Consider the following 16,406-nt stretch of genomic DNA (forward strand, 5'->3'; position numbering starts at 1 on the left):
GCAGGCGCCCGGGTCTGGACGGGTCCGGGCTGGCTCAGGCCGGCGGATCTTCGGCGATCTGCAGGGTCATGATGACCTGCTGCACCGTCTTGAAGTGCTTGGTGGAGACATAGCTCTCCGCCTCCGCGATGAGGCCGTAGGCATCCAGCAGCCCGGTGTCCTCGCCGGGCGCCGGGGTGCCGTGGCGAACGGCGGTGCCGAAGGCGTAGGTGCCTACCGGGTCCGGACCGTTGACGGTGTTTTCCACCATGCAGGCCTGGAAGCCGTCGCCGGCCGTCTTGTCGGTCAGCCCCATCGAGCCGAAGTACTGGTAGCCCAGCAGCGTCCGGTAGACGAACATCGGATCGACCGTGTCGTCGGACGCGACGGCGGGCACCTTCGCCGGCTCGCTGACCAGCACACGCAGTTCGGTGACACCGCCGTCGCAGGTGGCCTTTGGCAGCTTGAGCCGGGTGTGCAGTTCGGCGGCCAACTTGCCGGAAGAGTCCCGGATGTCCAGATGCAGCCCGTCGTCCGAGGGCTGGCTGGGCTTGACCTGCCGCTGCACCACCCAATCACCGGGAACTTCGAAACTGAGCACGCGGTCCGGATCGGTGTAGACCTTCCAGCCGTCGATGGTGGCTTCCCGCACGGGGTCTTTGCCGAGCGGCGGCGCGGGTTGTCCGGCGACACCCCCGCCGGCCGCCCCCGACGGCGACGCACTCGCCCCGGCCGACGCGCCGTCGTCGTCGACGGGCAGCAGGCCGCAGCCGGAAACAAGCACCAAGCACAGTGCCGCGGCGGCACCCCGGCCCGGCAGCGTTCGCGTGCTCATGCTGCACTCCCCTCAGGTCCGTGAGGACTCCACCGTACCCAGCGGGCGGATCAGTCCGGTATAGGGCAACGCGTCGTGTCCCGGAGCGCCGGGCGGCGCTTCGGCTCAGCGCCGCAGCGCCTGGACCTCTTTGACGGCGGCGACGACGGAGCGGGCCGCCAGGGCGATCTCTGCTTCCTTCACGCCGGCCGTGAAGGTTAGCCGCACCGCGGTCTGCGCCACGGCCGGTTCGATTCCCATGGCCAGCAGCACCGCCGACGGCTCGTCCGAGCCGGCGGCGCAGGCCGACCCGCTGGAGCAGACCACCCCGCGGCGTTCGAGTTCCAGCAGCACCGCCTCGCCGGACGTTCCCGGGAAGCAGAAGGAAGCACTTGCGGGCAGCCGTTCGGTGCGGTGACCGGTCAGCACGGTACCGGGCAGTTCCCGCAGGATAGTGTCGATGAGGTAGTCGCGGTAGCCCGTGAGCCGTTCGGCGTCGGCCGCCCGGTCGCCGTCGGCCAGCGACAACGCGGTGGCGACGGCGACCGCGCCGGCAACGTTCTCCGTGCCGGACCGCCTGCCGCGCTCCTGCCCGCCGCCGTGCAGCACCGGCTCCAGCGGAACCCGGCCGGAGACATACAGCAGCCCGCAGCCCTTGGGCGCGCCCAGCTTGTGGCCGGACACGCTGAGTGCCTCCGCCCCAAGCGCCGCGACGTCCAGGTCCAGCCAGCCGGCCGCCTGCACGGCATCCGTATGGAACGGGACCCCGGCGGCCCGGCAGAGCCTGCCGATGCGGCCGACCGGCTGGATGGTGCCCACCTCGTTGTTCGCATACATCACCGTGCACAGCGTGGTGTCATCGCGCAGCGCCGCTTCCAGTTCCTCCACCCGGACCATGCCCGCGGAATCCACCGGCACCCGGGTGACCTCGAAGCCATGGAACCGGGCCAGATAGTCGACGGCCTCAAGCACCGAGGGGTGTTCCACGGCGCTGGTGACGACATGCCTGCCCCGCGGGGAGGCGAGCGCAATGCCCTTGATCGCCAGGTTGTTGGACTCGGTCCCGCCGGACGTGAAGATGATCTCGCCCGGGCGGCAGCCCAGCACCTCGGCGGCCTTGCCCCGGGCATAGTCCAGTGCCCGCAGCGCCGCCTCTCCCACGGTGTGGTGGCTCGAGGGGTTGCCGAAGTCCTGCGTCAGCGCCGGCCACATGGCCTCCAGCACCTCGCGGCGCACCGGGGCGGTCGCCGCGGCGTCCAGATAGATCACGACGGCGATGTCCCTTCAACCGCCTGCCCCGCGGCAATGCGGATGTCCAGGCCCAGGTCCAGCGACCGGACGCTGTGGGTGAGCGCCCCGGACGAGATGACGTCCACCCCGGTCCGGGCAATCCGGCCGACGGTGTCCAACCGCACGTTGCCGCTGGCCTCGACGATGGCCCGGCCGGCCACCTGGGCAACGCCGGCGCGGAGTTCGTCCACGCTGAAGTTGTCCAGCATGATGGTGTCCACGCCGGCGGCCAGCACCGGCTCGATCTGCTCGGCCCTGTCCACCTCCACCTCGAAGTGGACGGTGTGCGGGAGTTTGGCCTTCGCCTCCAGCAGCGCCTCGGTCAGGTCCCGGCTGCCGTCGGCGGTGAGCACGGCCAGGTGGTTGTCCTTGGCCATCACGGCATCGGAGAGCGAATAGCGGTGGTTGTGCCCGCCGCCGCAGCGCACTGCATAGCGCTCCAGCGCCCGCAGGCCGGGCGTGGTCTTGCGGGTATCCACCACCCGGGCCGCCGTGCCGGCAACTTCCCGGACGAAGGCAGCGGTCTGGGTGGCGATGCCGCTCAGCCGCTGCAGCAGGTTCAGGGCCACCCGTTCGCCCAAGAGAATGGAGCGGGCGTTTCCGGTCAGGACGGCCAGCACCTCGCCGGCCTCGAAGGCGGCGCCGTCGTCGGTCTTCAGTTCCACCCGCACGCCCGGATCCACCTGGCGGAAGACCTCGGCCAGCACGGGGCCGCCGGAGAGCACTCCTGGCTCGCGGGCGGCCAACTCCGCCGTGGCAGTGGCGTCGGACGGAATCAGCGCACCGGACGTGACGTCGCCCCACGGCGCGTCCTCGGCGAGCGCCCCGGCGACGATCCGCTCCATTGCTGTTCGGTCGATCGGCTGGATATGGTTCATGGCTGCTCCTGCAGGACTCGCTGGGACATTGGGGAAAAGTTGGCGGAAGCGGAGGCCGCGGCGGCGTTCAGGAAGCCCAGGTGCCGGCGGTGCGCCGGGGCCTGGGGGTAGTCGCCGCGATAGTGGGCGCCGATGCTGTCGCGCCGCGCCTCGGCGGCCGCCACCACCAGCCGCGCCACCGTCAGCAGTGCGGCGTCCTCAGCCGAGGCGGCGTCGGTGACCGGCACATGCCACCGCGCCAGCTGCCGGGCGGCCTCCCGCAGCGTTGGGCCGTCGCGGACCACGCCGGCGGCGGCCGCCATCACCGCCTGGATCTGTTGCCGGGTGCAAGCGGTGGTTCCGGCCGGCGCGTCGGGTTGGCCGGCGCGGGCCTCGGCAGGCATCCGCCGGCCCGGCGGGGCACCGACGTCCAGCGGGACCGCACCGAACACCGGCACGCTCTCGGGTCCGTCCAGCCCCCGCACGGCCCGGCGGGCGAAAACCAGGCCTTCCAGCAGCGAGTTCGAGGCCAGCCGGTTGGCTCCGTGCACTCCGGTGCAGGCGACCTCACCCACTGCCAGCAACCCGGGCACCGAGGTCCTGCCGTCGTGGTCGGTCCGCACGCCGCCCATCCAGTAGTGCGAGGCCGGCCGCACCGGCAGCGGTTCCCGCGTCCAGTCGAAGCCCAGGGACCGGACCGTGGCGTCGATCATCGGGAACCTCGCGGCCAGGAAACCGGCGCCCTTTTTCCGCTCTATCCCGGTGGCGTCCAGGAAGACCTGCGGCACGAGTCCGTTTTCCTCCTGCAGCCGGAGCTGGTTGTGGATGCAGCGCGAGACCACGTCGCGGGGTGCCAGCTCGGCGTCCGGATGCAGCGCCGGCATGAACCGCTCCCCCGCCGCGTCCACCAGCACGGCGCCTTCGCCGCGCACCGCCTCGGAGATCATGAAGGCCCTGCCTCCGGTCGCCGCCGGGTCCAGCAGGGTGGGGTGGAACTGGATGAACTCCAGGTCGGCCAGGACCGCACCGGCTTCCCAGGCCAGCGCCGCACCGTCGCCGGTGGCAGCGGCGGGGTTGGTGGTGGCCGGATACAGCTGCCCTGCGCCGCCGGTCGCGAGGATCACGACGTCGGTGTCCAGATGATCGGGCACGGCACCTGCTCCCAGGGGCATCAGCTCCACACCCGCCACGCGCGCGCCGGCCGTGAGCAGCCGCCGCACCATCGTGTGCTCGAGGATCTCCAGCCGGCCCGCCTCCGCCAGGCCGCGGACCACGCGGATCAGCACTTCGGCGATGCCGGCCCCGGTGCGGTCCCCGCCGGCATGCAGGATCCGCGGCGCCGAGTGGGCTCCTTCCAACCCGAGCGACAATTCACCGTCGTGCCGGTCGAAGGCCACGCCCCACTCTTCCAGGGTGGCGATGTCCGCCGCCGCGCCTGAGCAGAGCAGGCGGACGGCGCCGTCGTCGTTCATGAAGGCACCGGCGGTGAGGGTGTCGGCGATGTGGGCCGCGACGGAATCCCCTGCCGCGACGCCCTGCGCGGTGACCGCGGTGATCCCGCCCTGGGCGTGCCAGGTGTTGGACTCGGCCAGCCCGCCCTTGGTGATCAGGGTGACGGCCGTGTCCAAACGTTCCGCGGCAAGGGCTGCGGCGTAGAGCCCGGCGATGCCGGATCCCACCACCGCCACGCGCCGGGCCGGTTCGCGGTTCACGGCTTGGCTGCCAACATCCGTTCCAGCGCCACGCGGGCGGGGACGGCCACGGAGTCGGGCACGGTGATCCGGTTGAGGACTTCGCCGCCGGGCAGTTGGCCGGTGCCGGCGTAGGCTTCCAGCACCCAGGCCAGATAGCCCGGGTGGATCCGGTACATCGTCGAGCACGGGCAGATCACCGGGTCGAGGCAGAAGATGGTGTGCTGCGGGTACTCGGCGGCCAGCCGGTTGACCATGTTGATCTCGGTGCCGATCGCGAAGACCGTCGGCTCGGTGGCGCCGGCCACGGCCTTGCGGATGTAGTCGGTGGACCCGGATTCGTCCGCGGCGTCCACCACCGGCATGGGGCATTCGGGGTGCACGATCACCCGGACGCCCGGGTAGTCGGCGCGTGCCTTCTCGATCTGGTCCACGGTGAAGCGCTTGTGCACGGAGCAGAAGCCGTGCCAGAGGATCACGCGCGACTCCTGCAGCGCCGCCTCGTCGTTGCCGCCCAGTGGCTGGCGCGGATTCCACATGGGCATCTGCTCCAGCGGCACGCCCATGGCCTTGGCGGTGTTGCGGCCCAGGTGCTGGTCGGGGAAGAAGAGCACCCGGTGGGCGCGCTCGAAGGCCCACTCCAGCACGGTCTCGGCGTTCGACGACGTGCAGACGATCCCGCCGTTCTCTCCGCAGAACCCCTTGAGCGCGGCCGACGAGTTCATGTACGTCACCGGGATGACCGGGACCTTGCCGTCCGCGTCCGGACCGGTGCCGAGCACGCCGGCCAACTGGTCCCAGCAAGCTTGCACCGAGTCGATGTCCGCCATGTCCGCCATGGAGCAGCCGGCGGCCAGGTTTGGCAGAATCACGGCTTGGTCTTCTCCGGAGAGCATGTCGGCGGTTTCCGCCATGAAGTGCACGCCGCAGAACACGATGACTTCCGCCTCCGGCTTTTCCTTGGCGGCCCGAGCCAGCTGGAACGAATCGCCCACGAAATCGGCGTACTTGACCACTTCGTCGCGCTGGTAGAAGTGGCCGAGGATGACCAGCTTGTCGCCCAGCTTTGCCTTGGCGGCCAGGATCCGCTCCTCGAGCTCCTCGTCGCCGGCCAGCCGGTATTCTGCCGGGATTTCGCCCTGCCGCGGAGTCGCGGCCGGCGCCGGGTCGGCCATCGACGCGCCGGGCCCGTAGGAGGGCGCCCAGGCACCGCTCGCCGAGGCGGTGTCGAAGGCCCACGGCCCCTGCGCCAAATCGGGTGTGCAGGTGGAGGCGGCGGGCACGCGGGAGCCGGCAAGGGCTTCCTCGCGGGTGATCAGCTGGAAGGTGCTGTTGACCGATGACATGGTGTTCTCCGTTGTTGGGCAGGGGGTCAGATCGGTAAATCCGGGGTGGGCGGGGGCTAGGGGTGGTGCGTGCGGCGGCGGTGCCGCGGGAGCGGTAGCCGCGGGTTCGGCCGGGGAGTCGGCTAGGCGGGCGGGCTGCCCCTGAGCTGCGCGGCGCTGCCGGTGTAGCGGTAGAGCCGGGGCGGCCGGTGCCGGCCGCCCTGCAGGTACTCGTCGGTTGGTTCGATGTCAGGCGTCGCCCGCAGCTGGCGGCGGAAGTTGGCGGGATCCAACTGCTTGCCCAGCACGGCCTCGTAGACTTCGCGGACCTGGGCCAGAGTGAAGGTGGATCCCAGGAAGGCATACGCGATGGAGCTGTATTCGACCTTGTTGCGCAGCCGCCACAGCGCGTAGTCCACGATCTGGTTGTGGTCGAACGCCAGCTGGCCCAGTTCATTGGCGCGCACCCAGCGGACGTTCTCGGTTTCGCGGGCCAGCGCAGCCTCGTCCGGCTTCACCAGCGCCCAGTAGACGATGGAGACCACCCGCTGCGCCGGTGACCGGTCCAGGCCGCCGAAGGCGTACAGCTGCTCCAGGTAGCTCGGCTGCAGCCCGGTGGTCTCCTCCAGGTTCCGTGCCGCGGCGTCCTGCAGGGATTCGGCGGGGCTCAACGGACCGCCGGGCAGGGCCCACAGGTCCCGGAACGGCTGGCGGGTACGGCGGACCAGCGGCAGCCACAAGGTGGGAGACCCCGTCTCCGGGTCCGGGCGGAGGGCGAAGATGACCGTGGAGATGGCCAGTTCAGGGGGTTGCTGGGCGCGCTCCGACACGTTGGCCGCGTGGATCGGCATGGCTGCCTCCTCCCTGAAGACTAGTAAAAGTCACTTTGACTAGAACTCATTCTAGCGGGTTATGGTCATGTTGACCCAATCACATCCCGAAGTCGGCGAATTGTGACGGCACCGAGATCATGGCGACACCCCGACAAGCCTCCCGCCCTTGTCTCCTCGAATGACTCGCGTGTTCGTACCGCAACTGCCATTCCCCCGCTACCGTGGGAAATCATTGGCAGGTTTCGTTCGAAGGGTTCGGATGCAGACAGCACGGCCGGCGCGGCCCGGGCGCATTAGTCTTTGGCTTTTCGTCGTCGCCCTGCTCGTTGGTTGTTCGGCCTCGCCCACGACCACCTACACAGACACGAGCGATCGTGAAACGACTGTGGACTGGCGTGATTATCCGGGCCACGCCCACATTGCAGCCGAGGAAGTACTTTCTGCGCCTGCCCGAGAGCAGACCGAACCACTGGCGGAAGCCCTTTTGGCCGACGTGGAATCCGCGCTCAGCAGAGAGTACGGGCTGCGCTGGCAGGGCGACGGGAAAGCGGGCTGGTATCCGCAGGAAGGAAACGGGTACGGCGGCAAGTCCGCGTATTCAACCTACAACTCCGCCAACCGCATCAGCGGCTCGGTTCCCCCGGCGCCTCGGGACTGGCAGCGCATCGTTGACATCGTGAACGGGATACTCGCAGACCATGGTTTCGACGCGCTGGTTCTCGATCACCAGTCATCGCCGCACGGCGACGATGAAACCTGGCAGCGGGAACAGCGTGAGCGCTTCGGAACCGATGATCCGGACGGATACTGGGTGTGGAGCGGAGCGGCGCAAGCAGACTCCCAGTGGCTGTCGATCACTTTGCTGGATGTGTCCCGCGACCCGTCCGGCAAAGCAGCCGCAGAAGCGGCGGAGCACGGGTGGGCACCTCGATCGATCACGCTGGGTTACGGCGCAACCGCGCTGTCGGAAAGCCACATCGAGAACTTCCGGCGGGACCTTGCGCCGTTCGCCGGACTGGAAAAGCCGGAGCCGACAACCTCCGACTGACACGACGGATGGATGCACAGCGGCATTTCTACGTGGCCGCGTGGTGCCGTCCCCCGGGTTAGGCTTCAGCCATGCACCCACGGGGACAGCGGCGGCGATTCGTACCGCCGGACAACAACGAAATCCTGAGCCGTAGGTACGGCACGAAGGCCCGGCCGCCGCACCACCGGGTCGTGTTGGGCCGCTACGCCTTCATGAAGGGCTGGCTGGTCGCGGTCGGCGCGTGGTTCGTTATCTCGCTGGTCCTGAGCATCATCGACGAGCTGTCGTCGCCGCACTCCTCCGCCCTGAGCATCTGGGGCCTGGCGCTGATGCTCGGCCTGTTCCTGGCCGCCGTACTGGGCGCTCCGTTCGCGCTGCTGCTGGGCATGCTGCTGCGTCCGGTTCGCCGGCAGTGGGTCCACGTGCTGGCATTTGCCGCAGGGCTGGCCGCACTCACGTGGGGAATTGTCGCCCTGCTGGCCCCTGGCACGGGTGCGCTGCCTGCCGTTTTCGCGGTGATCGCCGGAACCGCTGCCGGGCTCGGCCGGGCGGCGGTGATCCCCGACGTCGACGTCTACGTCTACGACGACAACACAGCCCATCCCGCCGGGATCAGCGGGGATTGGCGGCAGCCTGGACCAACGGAAGGGCCCGCTCCCGGAAGTGGCTGTTGAGCACAATCACGGACGACGAACGCAGCACTGTATTGGTCGCCATGACCTGATCGAGCACCCGCTGCAGATCCGCGTTCGACCGGGCGACGACACATGCCAGCAGGTCGCTTTCACCGGAAACGGTGTGCAGTTCCAACACCTCGGGAATGTCGGCGAGCGCGGCAGCCACGGCGTCGTGACCGGACTCCTGCCGGATCACGAACGAACAGTAGGCACGCACCCCATACCCCAGCGCCTCGGGCGAAAGCCGCGGCCCCCAGCCCACCGTCACGCCGGCGCGTTGCATCTTGTCCAGCCGGGCCTGTACTGTGGCACGCGCTACTTTCAGCACGCGTGAGGCTTCCAGAACGGACATCCGCGGGTCCTCCGTGAACAGCGTGACAATGTCGGCATCGAGAGAGTCGATCTGCATGACGCTCTGCGTCCTTTCAGGTTCGGTGCCGCCAGTTGTGGGACACTGCTAGACAAATTGTCAGCTTACGGGCTGGTTTCGCCAAACAACAGGACAGTCGATGCCGCGTTTTACCGCCACCCACCACCGCGACCCGAGCGCCCCACTGCCCGCCGGACTGGGCCACGGGATGAAGCAGCGCCAGCTGATCATGATGGGACTCGGCAGCGCCATCGGCGCCGGGCTCTTCCTCGGCTCGGGAGCGGGCATTCAGGCCGCGGGCCCGGCGGTGTTGATTTCGTACCTGCTCGCGGGCACGTTGGTGATCATCGTGATGTGGGCGCTGGGTGAAATGGCCGCCGCCAACCCCAGCAGCGGCGCGTTCTCGACGTACGCCGAGAAGGCGCTGGGCCGCACCGCCGGCGCCACCATCGGCTGGCTCTGGTGGTTGCAGCTGGTAGTGGTGATCGCGGCAGAGGCAGTGGGGGCCGCGGGCTTGCTGGCCACGGTCTGGCCGGCGCTGCCTGTCTGGCTGCTCGCGCTCGTGTTCATGGTGGTCTTCACCGTGGTCAATTTGTTCGGGGTGCGCAACTACGGAGAATTCGAGTTCTGGTTCGCCATCTTCAAGGTCATCGCCATCCTGGCCTTCCTCGCCATCGGCGCCGCCTTGCTCTTCGGCTGGCTGCCCAACGTCCCGTCGCCAGGGTTGGGCGTAATCTTCGGCGACGACGGCTTCGCCCCCAACGGCATCGCCGGCATCGGCGCCGGGCTGCTGGTGGTGATCTTCGCCTTCGGCGGGACCGAGATCGTGGCCGTTGCCGCCGCGGAAACGGAAAACCCGGGAGCCAGCGTCGCGAAGGCCATCCGGACCGTTGTCTGGCGCATCCTGGTGTTCTACTTCGGCTCGGTGCTCGTGATCGCGCTGACGGTGCCCTGGGATTCGGAGGCACTGGCATCACCCTTTGCCGCGGTACTCTCGATCGCCCAGATCCCCGGCGCGGATGTGGCCATCACGCTGGTCGCGGCGGTTGCGCTGCTTTCGGCGCTCAACGCCAACCTGTACGGCGCATCCAGGATGATTTTTTCCCTCTCGGAACGCAACGAGGCCCCCGCTTCCTTCAGGAGGCTCAGCCCCCGCCGGGTTCCGGTCAGGGCCGTGCTGGCCTCCGTGGCGTTTGGTTTTGTGGCGGCCGTACTTGAGCTGTTGTTCCCTGAGCGCGTCCTGCCGGTGTTGCTGAACGTCGTGGGGTCAACCTGCCTGGTGGTCTGGGGGATGGTCCTGCTGTCCCAGCTGGTGCTGCGCCGCCGGGCCGACCGCGACGGCACCGAGCTGCCGTTCCGGATGCGCGGCTTCCCGGCCATGACCTATGCGGGCCTTGCCTTGCTGGGCGCGATCCTGGTGCTCGGCTTCTTCTCCCCGGCAACGGGAATCCAGCTGCTCTCGACCCTGGCGCTGATCGCCGCGATAGCCGCGGCGGCAAAACTCGCCGCACGCCGAACACCTGCCGGAAGTTCACCTCGCCGGTAGCAGTCAGCAGTTTGCCTGCAGCTATTGCCAATACGCCCGGCGAACTGTGCACACTGTTCTGTCATTCCGTTGCAGATTGCACACTCCACGTACGGTGACTAGTGTCACCGTAAGCAACTGACGACGTCGTGCTCCTCCCCCGCGGGGACCGCGGCGGCACCAAAACTACGTGGAGGAGCAGGCATGAGCAGCGTTCTTTCCCTGGACCCGTCCGCCCAGCCCGACCTGTCCGCCGAGGAGCTCAAGGAGCTCTACCGGCTGATGGTGTCGGTGCGCCACCTGGACGAATCTGCCATCCGTTGGCAGCGCCAGGGCCTGATTCCCGGCTACGCACCGGAACTCGGACAGGAAGCCGCACAGGTAGGCAGCGGGCACGCGCTGGACATGTCCCGCGACTTCGTCTTCCCGACCTACCGCGAGATGGGCGTGGCCCGGACGGTGGGCGTGGACATGGTCGAGTACATGTCCACCCACAAGGCCAGCTGGCACGGTGGCCTTTACGATCCCCAGGCCACCCGCTTTGCCCCGATCCAAGCCGTGGTGGCGGGCTCCGTGCTGCACGCCGTCGGCTGGGCGCATGGCCAGACGCTTTCCGGCACGCCGGCTGGAGAACTCGGCGTGGCCATCACCTACTTCGGCGACGGCGCCAGCTCGCAGGGCGACGTCCACGAAGCCATGAACTTCGCTGCAGTCATGAAGGCCCCGGTGGTTTTCTTCATCCAGAACAACGGCTTCGCGATCTCCGTCCCGACCGAGCGCCAGGTGGCCGGGGGCTCCGTCGCCGCCCGTGCCGCCGGCTACGGCATGCCGTCCCTCCAGGTGGATGGCAACGACGCCGTCGCGGTCCACCAGGCGACGGCCGCAGCCCTCGCCCATGCACGCGCGGGCAATGGGCCGGCCGTCGTGGAAGCCATGACGTACCGGCGGGGCCCGCACTCCACCAGCGACGACCCCGGCCGCTACCGCACCCTGGCCGAGGAACGCGCCGACGGCGGCGAGGATCCGCTGCTGCGCATGCGCGCCCGGCTGGAAGCCGACGGCGTCGCCGGCGAGGACTTCTTCGCCGAGGTGCTCGAGGCCGCCAAGGCGGAAGAGGAACAGATCCGGGAAGGAGTGGTGGCATTGGGCTCCCGTCCCGGCACGGAGATGTTCGATTTCGTCTACCAGGAACCCACACACGCGTTGAAGGCCCAGGCACGCGCCTGGCGGGAGGAGTCCGAGCATGCCTGAGCACAAGACCCTGAGCGACCTTGAAGCCGCCACCGACAACACCACAGAAACCAGCGCCCAGCAGGAATCCGTGGACGTGGTGGAACATGGCCACGTCACCGCCGTCGAAAACCTCTCCATGCAGCAGGCGCTGAACCGCGCGCTGGCGGAGGTGCTTCAGGACAACCCCAAGGCCTTGGTCTTGGGCGAGGACGTCGGACAGCTCGGCGGCGTCTTCCGCATCACCGACGGCCTGCAGAAGCAGTTCGGCGAGGCACGGGTTTTCGACACCCCGCTGGCCGAATCCGGCATCCTGGGCATGTCCGTGGGCCTGGCCATGGCCGGCTACCACCCAATCCCCGAGGTGCAGTTCGACGGGTTCGCCTACCCGGCGATCAACCAGATTGTGTGCCAGGTGGGCCGGATGAACTACCGCAGCCGCGGCACCATGCCGATGCCGATCACCCTGCGCGTGCCCAGCTTCGGCGGCATCCGCGCTCCCGAGCACCACGGCGAGTCGCTGGAATCGCTGTTCGCCCACGTGCCCGGCCTAAAGGTGGTTTCGCCGTCCAGCCCGAACGAGGCCTATCACCTGCTCAAGCACGCGGCGACGCGGCCGGACCCGGTGATCTTCATGGAGCCGAAGTCCCGCTATTGGCAGAAGGGCCCGGTGGACACCGGCGCCGAACCGGCTGGCTACTCCCCCGAAGGCTCGCGCATCGTCCGCGAAGGCAAGCACCTGACCCTGGTGGCCTGGGGCGCCATGGTGGCCCGCTGCCTGCAGGTCGCCGAGCTCGCCGCCGAAGACGGCATCGAGATTGAGGTGCTGGACCTGCGCTGGCTCAAGCCCATCGACGCCGAAGGCCTGGCCGCATCCGTGGCCAAGACGCGCCGCGCCGTCGTCGTGCATGAAGCACCGCTGACCTCCGGCCTGGGTGCAGAAGTGGCCGCATTGATTACCGAGCGCTGCTTTAACACCCTGCGGGCACCTGTTGAGCGGGTGACCGGATTCGACGTACCGTACCCTTCGGGAGACCTGGAAGACGAGTACGTACCCAACATTGACCGCATCCTGTTCGGGATCCAGCGAGTATTGGAGTATCGCCGTGGCTGAAATTACGTTCCCCCTGCCGGATCTTGGTGAGGGCCTGATCGAGGCAACCGTGCTGGAATGGCTGGTCGCCGAGGGCGAGCAGATCGAGCGCAACCATCCGCTGGTCGAGGTGGAGACCACGAAGTCCGCCGTCGAACTGCCCTCCCCGCAGGCGGGCAAAGTGGTGAAAATCCATGGTGAACCCGGCGACACCATCAAGGTGGGCGAACCGCTGATCGTCTTCGAGGTTCCCGACGACACCGCCGGTATTGTGGGCACAGTACCGAAGGAAGAAGCGCCTAAGCGCCGCGTCCGCCTGACCGCGGCGCTCGACGACGAGGACTGAGCATGGGAAACAACCCGCAGCACACCGTTGAAGGCCTCGACCCGCGCCTGCACGTTCAGGTGCACGAGGCCGCCGAAGGAACTGAAGGCCCCCGCCGTCCGGTGATCCTGCTGCACGGTTTCGCCTCCTCCAGCAAGCTCAACTGGGAGGACGCCGGCTGGATCACGGCGCTGACCCAGGCCGGCCGGCGCGTGGTCACCGTGGACCTTCCCGGCCACGGCGAAAGCGCCGCGCCGGAAGAGATGGATGCCTATGCCCCCAGCCGGATCCGCGCCGACCTGCTGCAGCTGGTCCAGGACGCGAAGGTCCGTCCGCTGAAAGAGAACGACGCCGACACCGGGGTTGACCTGATCGGCTACTCCCTGGGATCGCGGTTGGCGTGGGAGTTCGGCGCCACCCAGCCGGAACTCGTCCGGCGGATGGTGCTGGGCGGACCCGGCAGCAGCGACCCCTTGGCGGACTTCGACCTGCGCGCTGCCCAGCGCTTCCTGGCGGACGGGACGCCCATCGAGGACGTCAACACCGCCGAGCTTTTGCGGATGGCCAAGCTGGTGCCGTCGAACGACATCTTCGCGCTGATGACCATGATTGAGGCGATCAAGAGCGAACCGTTCGTCCCGACCGAGGCCGTGCCGAGAATGCCGGTGCTCCTGGTGGCCGGCGACAAGGATGACCTGGCTGTCACCGCACCGGAGCTAGCTGCGCTCTCCGACGCGGCGGAGCTGATGTGGCTGCCCGCGCGCACGCACGCCAATGCGGTGACCTCCCGGGCGTTCAAGACCGCCGCCATCGAATTCCTCGCTGGTTGACCGTTCGCGCATTTTTCGGTGCCGTGAAGGGCGCTTTTGGTCGGTACAATTACCGAGAGACTAAAATCCTGGGGCGTGGAGGCTTGATGGAGGTATTCCTGGGCGGGCGCTACAGGACACGGGAGCTCATAGGCACCGGCGGGGCAGCGTCCGTGTACCGGGCCGTGGACGAATCTTTGGGCCGCGAGGTGGCGGTCAAGATGTTCGCACCGACGACGCCGGACGATGACGAGTACCGGCGGCAACACACCGAAACCCTGCTGCTGGCCACGCTGAACCACCCCGGTTTGGTGACCTTGCTGGATGCAGGCCTGCACACGGCGGCCGACGGCGCCACCACCAGTTACCTGGTGATGGAACTGATCGAAGGAGCTGACCTCCGGCGCAGATTGCGGAGCGGTCCGCTCTCGTCCGTGGACACAGCCCAAATCGGTGCCGATCTCGCCGATGCACTCAACTACATCCACGATCAGGGTGTCATTCACCGCGACGTAAAGCCGGCCAATATCCTGCTGGCCAACGGCAGCCCGAACGACACCCGGCACCACCCCAAATTGTCCGACTTTGGGATCGCCCGAATGGTCGAATCCAGCATGGCCACGGCCCAGGGTGCGACCATCGGAACGGCGAACTACCTCAGCCCGGAACAGGCCGTCGGCGAGAAAGTTACCGGTGCCAGCGATGTTTACTCCTTGGCCCTGGTGCTCTTCGAGTGCCTCACCCAGCGCAAGGCCTTCCCGGGTACGCCTATGGAGGCAGCGGTCGCACGCCTACTGCGGGACCCGGAGTTTCCCGATTCGCTGGATCCCGAATGGGCGGACCTGCTGACCTGGATGACCCGCCGCGACCCGCAGACTCGTCCGACCGCCCACGAAGTGGCCTTGAGGTTGCGGAACCTGGCAGAAGCGCCGCTGCCCGAGCAGATCGTAGCGACGGCCCCCGTGTTGTCATCCCCTGCGTTGTCGTCACCTGCGCTGTTGACCGGTACGACCGGACCCGATACGGCCGGGGCGATCGAAGAGCGTACCGGCGGGCACATCACCGGAAACGTGGCCATTCCCGCGCCGCCGAACCGCGCTCCCAGCGTGGGCTGAACCGGCGTTCTGCTAACTCTGCCCGCTGGCGGCTTCTTCGTTCGCCGGGGGGGTGTGGGGGCTGCCCGCACGCCTAGGAGTGAGGCTGATCTGCGCCGGTTGATTGCTCCGGCGATCTTTCGCGACGAAATCCGCAGAGCGAGCATCCGCTGGTGACGTCTGATCTGCGCCGGTTGATGATTGATGCCCTGAAAAGGGCCTAAGCCAGTAATGGTGCGGCCTGGATTGGTTGGGGTGGGACGTGGGTTTGCCAGTAGGAGTTGCGCAGCGGTTTGCGGCGCGGGTCGATGTAGTCCGGCGGGGTGAACCAGGGGATGCCGTCGAGGACGTTGATTTCCCAGTTGCCTTGCTCGATCAGGTCGTGGTGGAGCAGGCAGAGGCACACCCCGTTATCGACGGTGGTGCGGCCGCCGGCCCACCACGGGATGATGTGGTGCGCTTCGGTCCAGAACGCGGGCATGCTGCACCCCGGGAAGGCGCAGCCCTTGTCCCGGGCGACCAGGGCCCGGCGGATGGCGCGGTTGAAGAACCGTTGCGACCTGCCCAGGTCCAGGACTTCGCCCTCGGACCCCAGGACGGCCGGGATGATCTCCGCGTCGCACGCCATCCGGCGCACAGTGGTGGCCGAGACCGGTCCGGTGAAGACCGCGCTGCCGCCGCCGGAGAGCAGCCCGGCCAGCTGTTCATACCCGGTAGTGACGATCACCTGTGTCCAGTGCCCGCCGGAGTCCGGAAGCCTGCCGGTGTTCAGCGCGATCCGGCAGGCACTCACCAGGCCCGCCAGCAGCTTCTGCGCCCGGGTGGCACCGTCCATCGCCTCCACCACGGCCGGATCAACAGCGGTGGCCGGGTCCACCGCGGTGGCCGGGTCAACAGCGCTGGGGTCTGCACCGTTGTGACGGGATGCCGAATCGGCGTTGCCTTCCGCGGTTGCCCTGTCCGTCCCGCCCGCACCAGCGGCGCCGGCGCCGCCCCTGCCTGCCTCAGTGGATCCGGTCCCGGCAACATTGCTGTTACCGCCGCCCATGGACGTGCCCGCGTCGGTGTTTGCCGCGCTGCCGGTGTCGGGGCCGGAGGGTCCTGCCGTGTCACCTTCACTACCGCCGTTGGCGGCGGTTTCGATGGCGTCGGGGCGGATCCGCGGGTTCGCGGCGCTGTTCATCACGGTGGCGAGTGCTTCGTACTGGGCATCGGTGGTGTTGATGACGAACTGGTGCAACCCCCGCCGCCGGCCCCGGTAGAACATGCCCTGCCGGGCCCGCAGTTCCTCCTCGGTCGGCTCGGCACCGTCCTGATCGACCGCCGTCTCCCACGTCCTGGCAACCATCACCAGGGTGTCGGCATCGGCCTCTACGGCCTGCCGAACCAGCGACGCTTCCATCGCCTGCAACGCCTCCGGCGTACCGGCGTGCCGAGCCCGGTCCAAGGAATCCACGACCACGG

General features: G+C 68.4%; 16 protein-coding genes. 8 read left to right on the forward strand and 8 right to left on the reverse strand.

Annotated features, from left to right (window positions below):
• Window positions 1-34 precede the first annotated feature (34 nt).
• The 6 genes from AC5RV3_RS03925 to AC5RV3_RS03950 form a co-directional block, all read right to left on the reverse strand.
• Complete coding sequence (locus AC5RV3_RS03925) at window positions 35-814, reverse strand: hypothetical protein (RefSeq protein ID WP_494120977.1); 780 nt, start codon at window positions 812-814, stop codon at window positions 35-37.
• Between the two features lie 105 nt (window positions 815-919).
• Complete coding sequence (locus AC5RV3_RS03930) at window positions 920-2,062, reverse strand: cysteine desulfurase family protein (RefSeq protein ID WP_494120978.1); 1,143 nt, start codon at window positions 2,060-2,062, stop codon at window positions 920-922.
• Entirely contained in the window at window positions 2,059-2,961 is a 903-nt protein-coding gene (gene nadC / locus AC5RV3_RS03935; RefSeq protein ID WP_494120979.1) for a carboxylating nicotinate-nucleotide diphosphorylase, read from the reverse strand. The genes AC5RV3_RS03930 and nadC overlap by 4 nt, the downstream gene beginning before the upstream one ends.
• Window positions 2,958-4,652 carry an L-aspartate oxidase gene (nadB, locus tag AC5RV3_RS03940; protein ID WP_494120980.1) on the reverse strand — a complete coding sequence of 565 codons (1,695 nt, stop codon included), beginning with the start codon at window positions 4,650-4,652 and terminating at the stop codon, window positions 2,958-2,960. The genes nadC and nadB overlap by 4 nt, the downstream gene beginning before the upstream one ends.
• Window positions 4,649-5,977 (reverse strand): quinolinate synthase NadA, encoded by a 1,329-nt coding sequence (gene nadA / locus AC5RV3_RS03945; RefSeq protein WP_494120981.1) that lies wholly within the window; start codon window positions 5,975-5,977, stop codon window positions 4,649-4,651. The genes nadB and nadA overlap by 4 nt, the downstream gene beginning before the upstream one ends.
• Before the next feature lie 122 nt (window positions 5,978-6,099).
• The gene (locus AC5RV3_RS03950) at window positions 6,100-6,807 is read right to left on the reverse strand and encodes an NUDIX hydrolase (protein ID WP_494120982.1); all 708 of its coding nucleotides are present in this window, start codon (window positions 6,805-6,807) and stop codon (window positions 6,100-6,102) included.
• A 160-nt stretch (window positions 6,808-6,967) separates the two neighbouring features.
• On the opposite strand from AC5RV3_RS03950, the gene AC5RV3_RS03955 reads away from it, so the two are divergent.
• Entirely contained in the window at window positions 6,968-7,837 is an 870-nt protein-coding gene (locus AC5RV3_RS03955; RefSeq protein ID WP_494120983.1) for a hypothetical protein, read from the forward strand.
• Window positions 7,838-7,908: 71 nt separating this feature from the next.
• On the forward strand, window positions 7,909-8,493 hold the full coding sequence (locus tag AC5RV3_RS03960; protein WP_494120984.1) for a hypothetical protein: 585 nt from the start codon (window positions 7,909-7,911) through the stop codon (window positions 8,491-8,493).
• Here the strand turns inward: AC5RV3_RS03960 and AC5RV3_RS03965 are convergent.
• Entirely contained in the window at window positions 8,432-8,905 is a 474-nt protein-coding gene (locus AC5RV3_RS03965; RefSeq protein ID WP_494120985.1) for an Lrp/AsnC family transcriptional regulator, read from the reverse strand. The genes AC5RV3_RS03960 and AC5RV3_RS03965 overlap by 62 nt on opposite strands.
• Before the next feature lie 100 nt (window positions 8,906-9,005).
• Here AC5RV3_RS03965 and AC5RV3_RS03970 point away from each other — a divergent pair, with 100 nt between their 5' ends.
• From AC5RV3_RS03970 to AC5RV3_RS03995, 6 genes are all read left to right on the forward strand, one after another.
• Window positions 9,006-10,412: an amino acid permease gene (locus AC5RV3_RS03970; protein WP_494120986.1), complete on the forward strand. Its 1,407-nt coding sequence runs from the start codon at window positions 9,006-9,008 to the stop codon at window positions 10,410-10,412.
• Window positions 10,413-10,595: 183 nt separating this feature from the next.
• Window positions 10,596-11,642 (forward strand): thiamine pyrophosphate-dependent enzyme, encoded by a 1,047-nt coding sequence (locus AC5RV3_RS03975; protein ID WP_494120987.1) that lies wholly within the window; start codon window positions 10,596-10,598, stop codon window positions 11,640-11,642.
• Between the two features lie 118 nt (window positions 11,643-11,760).
• Window positions 11,761-12,735 carry an alpha-ketoacid dehydrogenase subunit beta gene (locus AC5RV3_RS03980; RefSeq protein ID WP_494121029.1) on the forward strand — a complete coding sequence of 325 codons (975 nt, stop codon included), beginning with the start codon at window positions 11,761-11,763 and terminating at the stop codon, window positions 12,733-12,735.
• Window positions 12,728-13,060 carry a biotin/lipoyl-containing protein gene (locus AC5RV3_RS03985; RefSeq protein WP_493986828.1) on the forward strand — a complete coding sequence of 111 codons (333 nt, stop codon included), beginning with the start codon at window positions 12,728-12,730 and terminating at the stop codon, window positions 13,058-13,060. Before AC5RV3_RS03980 ends, AC5RV3_RS03985 begins: the two co-directional genes overlap by 8 nt.
• 2 nt (window positions 13,061-13,062) lie before the next feature.
• Window positions 13,063-13,869: an alpha/beta fold hydrolase gene (locus AC5RV3_RS03990; protein ID WP_494120988.1), complete on the forward strand. Its 807-nt coding sequence runs from the start codon at window positions 13,063-13,065 to the stop codon at window positions 13,867-13,869.
• An 86-nt stretch (window positions 13,870-13,955) separates the two neighbouring features.
• Entirely contained in the window at window positions 13,956-14,963 is a 1,008-nt protein-coding gene (locus tag AC5RV3_RS03995; RefSeq protein ID WP_494111241.1) for a serine/threonine-protein kinase, read from the forward strand.
• 199 nt (window positions 14,964-15,162) lie between these two features.
• Here AC5RV3_RS03995 and AC5RV3_RS04000 read toward each other — a convergent pair.
• A partial coding sequence (locus tag AC5RV3_RS04000; protein WP_494120989.1) for an HNH endonuclease signature motif containing protein occupies window positions 15,163-16,406 on the reverse strand: 1,244 nt, incomplete at its 5' end.

The sequence above is a fragment of the Arthrobacter sp. Y3221114 genome (assembly GCF_059092625.1).